The following is a 5,799-nucleotide window of genomic DNA, read 5'->3' on the forward strand; positions in this document are numbered from 1 at the left end:
GCCCAGCAAAATCGAACCAGTCTGAATTCGACGGACTCTGATGCCGTCGTCTTGACCTTCTATGGAGCCCAGTCGGCGTCGTCCGCTGGCGTTTTGTCAGTTTCCATAGGACAGTGCCTGCCGCAGGATCACTGCCAACAGGGCACCGGCCGCGAGAATGACAGCCCAGGTTTCCCTGCGCAACCGCCGATCAGCGCGCTTCCGGTGCGATGACTCGCGCGCTGGCCGCGGCCGGCTACGCGCTAATTTCGACCCGAACATAATCCTCCCGGTGGAACATTCGCCGTTCGGACCAGCCGTCAAGGACAACCCAGATGATGGATCCGTCTGGCGTGGTTCCGTCCACGGTGCCGGAGCCGATAGGGCGGCCGTCCTGCGAGAGCCTCACCGGCTGCCCGACGGGCAAGGCGTTCCACGACACTGGGCGCCAGCGTGGCACATTTGTCGGTTTCATGGCCTACCGCAAGATGACGGTGCGGTTGCCGAGCAGCAGGATCCTGCCTTCACAATGCCAGCGGACGGCGTTGCGGAGGGCCGCGCATTCGGCGTCCCGGCCCACCGCCACCAGGTCATCAGCGGTGTACGTGTGGTCCACCTCGATGACCTGCTGGGAAATGATCGGGCCCTCGTCGAGTTCGGCGTTGACGTAGTGAGCCGTGGCGCCCACGGTCTTGACGCCGCGGTCGTAGGCCTGGTGGTAAGGCTTTGCGCCTTTGAAGCTGGGCAGGAACGAGTGGTGGATGTTGATGGTCCGTCCCGCCAGCTGAGCCGAGAGCTCATCGCTCAGGACCTGCATGTAACGGGCCAGGACCACGAGTTCCACGTCGAAGGCGTCCACCAGCTCCATTAGCCGGGCCTCCGCCTCGGGCTTGGTGTCCTTGGTGACTGGCAGGTGGAAGAACGGGATGCCGTGCCACTGGACCAGGCCCTCCTGGTCGCGGTGGTTGGATACCACCGCGACGATTTCCACCGGGATGTCGCCGGTGCGTGCCCGGAAGAGTAGATCGTTGAGGCAGTGGCCCATTTTGGACACCATCACCAGGACACGGCGTTTGCGGCCGTGCGGTTCCAGCTGCCAATTCATCTCCCACTTTTCGGCCACAGGCGTGAAGTCGCGGCGCAGGTCCTCGGTGCTGAAGGAATCCTGCCCTAAGGAGGCGTCGGAGGAGGAACCCGAGGAAAAGTGGACGCGCATAAAGAAGTGCCGTTGCCCCTTGTCCCCGTACTGCTTGATGTCCAGGATGTCGCAGCCGTGGTTGAGCAGGAATCCCGAGACCGAATGGACGATGCCCGGCGACTCAACACAGTCGACGGTCAGGATGTGCTCTGCCGTGGCACCGGGTTCCACAGCTGCAGGCTCGGGGCTGTTTGGGGTCTGTGCGGTCATTTCTGCACCTTCTCAAACTTTCGCGCAACAGCTGATTCCTCGTCCTGCGCGAGCTCAGCCTGGAAGCTTTCATAGCGGGCCAAGTGCGCGGGGCGCCGGCGCAGCACGAACCACGCAGCGCCGAGCAGAATGAACCAGACCGGCGTTACCAGGAGTGCCAGAAGTGTGTCCGGCTGCGTGGTCAACGCCCAGAGGACGAAGGCGAAGAACGCGAAGACCACGCAGACCATGGGGATTCCGCCGGGCATCTGGAACTTGGACGCGTCATGCAGGTGCGGGCGGCGACGGCGGAAGGCCAGGTAACTGGCCAGGATGATGGACCATACGAACACGAAGCAGACGGCCGACACGGTGGTCACCATGTCGAAGGCCTTGCCGATGTCCTGTCCGGCGTACATCAGCACCACGCCGGAGAGCAGGAGGACGCAGGACAGGAACAGGGCGTTCTGCGGGACCTTACGCCGGGACAGGCTGCTGAAGACTGACGGCGCGTCGCCCTCCTGGGCCAGCCCGTAGACCATGCGCGACGTGGAGTAGATGCCGGAGTTGGCCGAGGACATGGCCGAGCTGAGCACCACCAGGTTCACGATCGTTGCCGCGGCTCCGAGCCCTGCCAGGGAGAACATGGCGATGAACGGGCTGTGGCCAGCCTGGAACTGGGTCCAGGGAGTGACAGACATCAGGATGATCAGGGCGCCCACGTAGAAGAGCAGCACTCGGATCGGGATGGAGTTGATGGCCTTCGGCAGGCTCTTCTCCGGGTCTTTGGCCTCCGCGGCGGTGGTGCCCACCAGCTCAATGCCCACAAAAGCGAAAACGGCGATCTGGAAGCCGGCCACAAAACCCATGAACTCGTTCGGGAAGAATCCGCCGTGGCTCCACAGATTGCTGAAGCTGGCAGGGCCGGCATCGGACTGGAACCCGCTGAAGATCATAAACAAGCCCACCACGATCAGCGCCACGATAGCGACGATCTTGATCAGCGCGAACCAGAACTCCGTCTCGCCGAACGCCTTCACCGTGGTGAGGTTCAGGAGCAGGAGGATGGCCACGGTGGCCAGGCCCGGGATCCACAGTGGCAGCCCCGGCCAGAGTTCCTTGGAGTAGCCGGCAATGGCGATGACGTCCGCGATTCCCGTGATCACCCAGCAGAACCAGTACGTCCATCCGGTGAAGAAGCCGGCCCAGGGCCCGAGGAGGTCCGCTGCGAAGTCGCTGAAGGATTTGTAGTTCAGGTTGCTCAGCAGGAGCTCGCCCATGGCCCGCATCACGAAGAACAGCATGAAGCCGATGATCATGTAGACGAAGATGACGGACGGCCCGGCCGCGGAGATGGTTTTGCCCGAGCCCATGAACAGGCCGGTGCCGATGGCGCCGCCAATGGCGATCAGCTGGATGTGCCGGTTGCTGAGCTGCCGCTCAAGATGCGGTTCCTGGTGGGAAGTTACGGTTTCAGTTGTCACGTGCTGCTCCTCGAATCAATGCTGTCTGGAGTGCTGCTGAGATGGGCGCCTGACCCGGTCCGCCGGGAACCGAGTCAAGGCTGTTGAAGCTGTAGAGATGGATGCCCGCGAGGTTGCCAGGCTGGTTTTCCAGCCCGGACACCAGGCTTTGCGGCGAGTAGTGGTCGCCGCTCAGGAGTTTGCGGGCCAGCGGGCCCTTCCGGCTCAGGAACTTCAGGGAACTCCCGACGCCGATCTGCGTAGCCAGCGAGACCAGTTTGGTCCGGGGCACGGACCCCGCCACCCCTGCCCAGATGGGCAGCTCAACGCCTTCGCGGCGCAGGAGCGCCGCGAAATCAAGGATTTTCTCCGGGGCGAAGCACATCTGGGTCACAACATGCGAAGCTAGGTGCTGTTTTGCCAGGAGGGCGTCCAGCACCTCCACGGGGCCGGCGGAGGGGTGGCCCTCCGGGTAGCCCGCAATGCCTGCCCGCATCAACCCGCCTGTGTACTGCGCGATGTCCTCCATCAGAGGAAGGGCGGACTCATACGGGCCGGCCGGCTGCTTCCGGTCCCCGCCGATGACAAAGACCTCGCGGATGCCGGCGGCATCGCAGTCGCGGAGGATTCCGGTCAGCTCGGCCCGGTCATGCAGGGCCCTCGCGGCGAGGTGCGGGATGACGGTGTAGCCCAACACACCAAGCTGCACGGCAGTGCGCATGGTCCGCTCGATGCCGTGATGGGGCAGGCACGTCACCGTGAGCGTCGTGGTCAACGGCACCAGGTCCGTGACGCGCTCAACGATTCCCCCGGAAGGGATGATTTCTATTCTGATGGGGAACATCATTGGTCCTCTCTGAACATCAGATTTTTTGGGCATCAGGTTTTGGGCATCAGGTTTTGGGCATCAGGTTTTGGGCATCAGGTTTTGGGCATCAAGGTTGGGTTGTTCAGGCCGTAGCTGCCAGCAGCGAGCTGGCTTCCTGGCGGGTGCTTCCGGAGCTATCGATGTGCGCGAGTTCGGCCGGGATTTCCCAGCCCTTCTTGCGCATCGCGGTGGCCCAGAGCCGGCCGGCGCGGTAGGAGGAACGCACCAGGGGCCCGGACATGACGCCCAGGAAGCCGATCTCGTCCGCCTCATTTTGCAGGTCGACGAATTCCTGCGGCTTGACCCAGCGGTCCACCGGCAGGTGCCGTTCGGAGGGGCGCAGGTACTGGGTGATGGTGATCAGGTCGCAGCCGGCCTCGTGCAGGTCCCGCAGCGCCTCCGAGATTTCCTCGCGGGTCTCGCCCATGCCCAGGATCAGGTTCGACTTGGTCACCATGCCGAGCTTGCGGCCCTGGGTGATGACGTCCAGGGAGCGCTCGTAGCGGAACGCCGGGCGGATCCGCTTGAAGATCCGGGGCACGGTTTCGACGTTGTGGGCGAAGACCTCGGGCTTGGAGTCGCAGATCGCCGCGATGTGCTCGGGCTTGCCGGAGAAGTCCGGGATCAGCAGTTCGACGCCGGTGCCCGGGTTCAGTTCGTGGATCTTGCGGACCGTCTCCGCGTACAGCCAGACGCCCTCGTCGGCGAGGTCGTCGCGGGCCACACCGGTCACGGTGGCGTAGCGCAGCTGCATGGCCTGGACCGAGCGGGCCACCTTGGTGGGCTCGAACATGTCCACGGGCGAGGGCTTGCCGGTGTCGATCTGGCAGAAGTCACAGCGCCGGGTGCATTCGGAGCCGCCGATCAGGAACGTGGCCTCCTTGTCTTCCCAGCATTCGAAGATGTTCGGGCAGCCGGCCTCCTCACACACGGTGTGGAGGCCCTCCTTCTTGACGAGGTTCTTGAGCTGGACGAACTCCGGGCCCATCTGGACCTTGGCCTTGATCCATTCCGGCTTCCGTTCCACCGGTGTGGCCGCGTTTCGCTGCTCAATGCGCAGCATCTTCCGGCCTTCTGGTGCCAGTGTCACAGTAGAGCTCCTTCTGGGGTTGCAACTAGGGCTTGTTCATTCTTGCGCAGTTCTTCGGTGATCCGCGACATGAGGTCCGCCGGGGTGACGTCCCTGCCAAGTTCCTGGGCGATCGTGGTGACTCCGGCGTCGCTGATCCCGCAGGCGATGATCTGGCCGTAGGGGGCGAGATCGTTGTTGCAGTTGATCGCGAAGCCATGCATGGTGACACCTTCGTGGACGCGGATGCCGATGGCCGCGATCTTGCGGTCCGGACCCTTTTCGTCCTGTTCGATCCACACGCCAGCGCGGCCCTTGATCCGGACGGCGGCGATGCCGTAGTCCGCCAGGACGGCGATGATGACCGCTTCCAGCCGCTCCACGTAGTCGCGGATGCCAGCCTTGTTCTTCAGTTTGATGATGGGGTAGCCAATGAGCTGGCCGGGGCCGTGCCACGTCAGCTTGCCGCCGCGGTCCACGGCCACAACGGGAGTTCCGTCAAAAGGCCGTTCGTGGTCTTCGGTGCGCTTGCCTGCGGTGTAAACCGCGGCGTGTTCGAGCAGCAGTACAGTGCTGGGCGCGGTGCCCGCGAGGACCTTTTCATGCAATTCGCGCTGGATGTCCCATCCGCGCGTGTAATCGACGAAGTCCGGGGCGAGACCCAGCTGTTTGAACTCAAGAGTCATGGCATCAAGCTTAGACCCCGCCGCACCCACCTCCCGTTTGTGTGCTTAAGCTCTCATGCCTGTGGATAACTTCTGCACGATTCCGCGCAATCGACTATTCCTTGGGTATGGAAGATCTCCCGCCGGCCGCCGGTGCGGCCCCCCAGGTTCCCGGTTACGACGTCGGACGGCTGCTGGGGCGCGGCGGCAGCGCCACGGTCTGGCTGGTGACCGAACAGTCAACGGGCCGCGAGTTCGCCCTGAAATGCTTCGATGCCGACCGCGCCGCACCGGAAGAATCCGAGGCCGGGGACGTCATGCGGCGCGAAGTACGGATCCTTTCCGCCCTGGCACACCGCAACCTTCAT

The 5,799-nt window shown here is 63.7% G+C and carries 6 protein-coding genes and 1 pseudogene; 2 read left to right on the forward strand and 5 right to left on the reverse strand.

Annotation, left to right across the window (positions count from 1 at the left end; translation table 11 throughout):
* Positions 1–213 (forward strand): hypothetical protein (locus LQV45_RS16180; RefSeq protein WP_230007913.1); only part of this gene is annotated, 213 nt, incomplete at its 5' end.
* Positions 214–457: 244 nt separating this feature from the next.
* On the opposite strand, the gene purU is transcribed toward LQV45_RS16180, so the two are convergent.
* The 5 genes from purU to lipB all read right to left on the reverse strand — a co-directional run bounded on the left by purU (position 458) and on the right by lipB (position 5,452).
* Positions 458–1,387, reverse strand: a complete 930-nt coding sequence (purU, locus tag LQV45_RS16185) for a formyltetrahydrofolate deformylase (RefSeq protein WP_230007914.1) — start codon at positions 1,385–1,387, stop codon at positions 458–460.
* Positions 1,384–2,850 (reverse strand): D-serine/D-alanine/glycine transporter, encoded by a 1,467-nt coding sequence (gene cycA, locus LQV45_RS16190; RefSeq protein WP_230007915.1) that lies wholly within the window; start codon positions 2,848–2,850, stop codon positions 1,384–1,386. Before cycA ends, purU begins: the two co-directional genes overlap by 4 nt.
* Positions 2,840–3,676, reverse strand: coding sequence for a methylenetetrahydrofolate reductase (locus LQV45_RS16195; RefSeq protein ID WP_230007916.1), 837 nt, complete (start codon positions 3,674–3,676; stop codon positions 2,840–2,842). The genes cycA and LQV45_RS16195 overlap by 11 nt, the downstream gene beginning before the upstream one ends.
* A 103-nt stretch (positions 3,677–3,779) precedes the next feature.
* Positions 3,780–4,787 carry a lipoyl synthase gene (lipA, locus tag LQV45_RS16200; RefSeq protein ID WP_230007917.1) on the reverse strand — a complete coding sequence of 336 codons (1,008 nt, stop codon included), beginning with the start codon at positions 4,785–4,787 and terminating at the stop codon, positions 3,780–3,782.
* Positions 4,784–5,452, reverse strand: a complete 669-nt coding sequence (lipB, locus tag LQV45_RS16205) for a lipoyl(octanoyl) transferase LipB (protein WP_230007918.1) — start codon at positions 5,450–5,452, stop codon at positions 4,784–4,786. The genes lipA and lipB overlap by 4 nt, the downstream gene beginning before the upstream one ends.
* A 107-nt stretch (positions 5,453–5,559) precedes the next feature.
* Between lipB and LQV45_RS16210 the strand changes: the two are divergent.
* Positions 5,560–5,799: pseudogene (locus LQV45_RS16210) on the forward strand (serine/threonine protein kinase); the annotation flags it as partial.

The organism is Microbacterium sp. Bi128, from assembly GCF_918698205.1.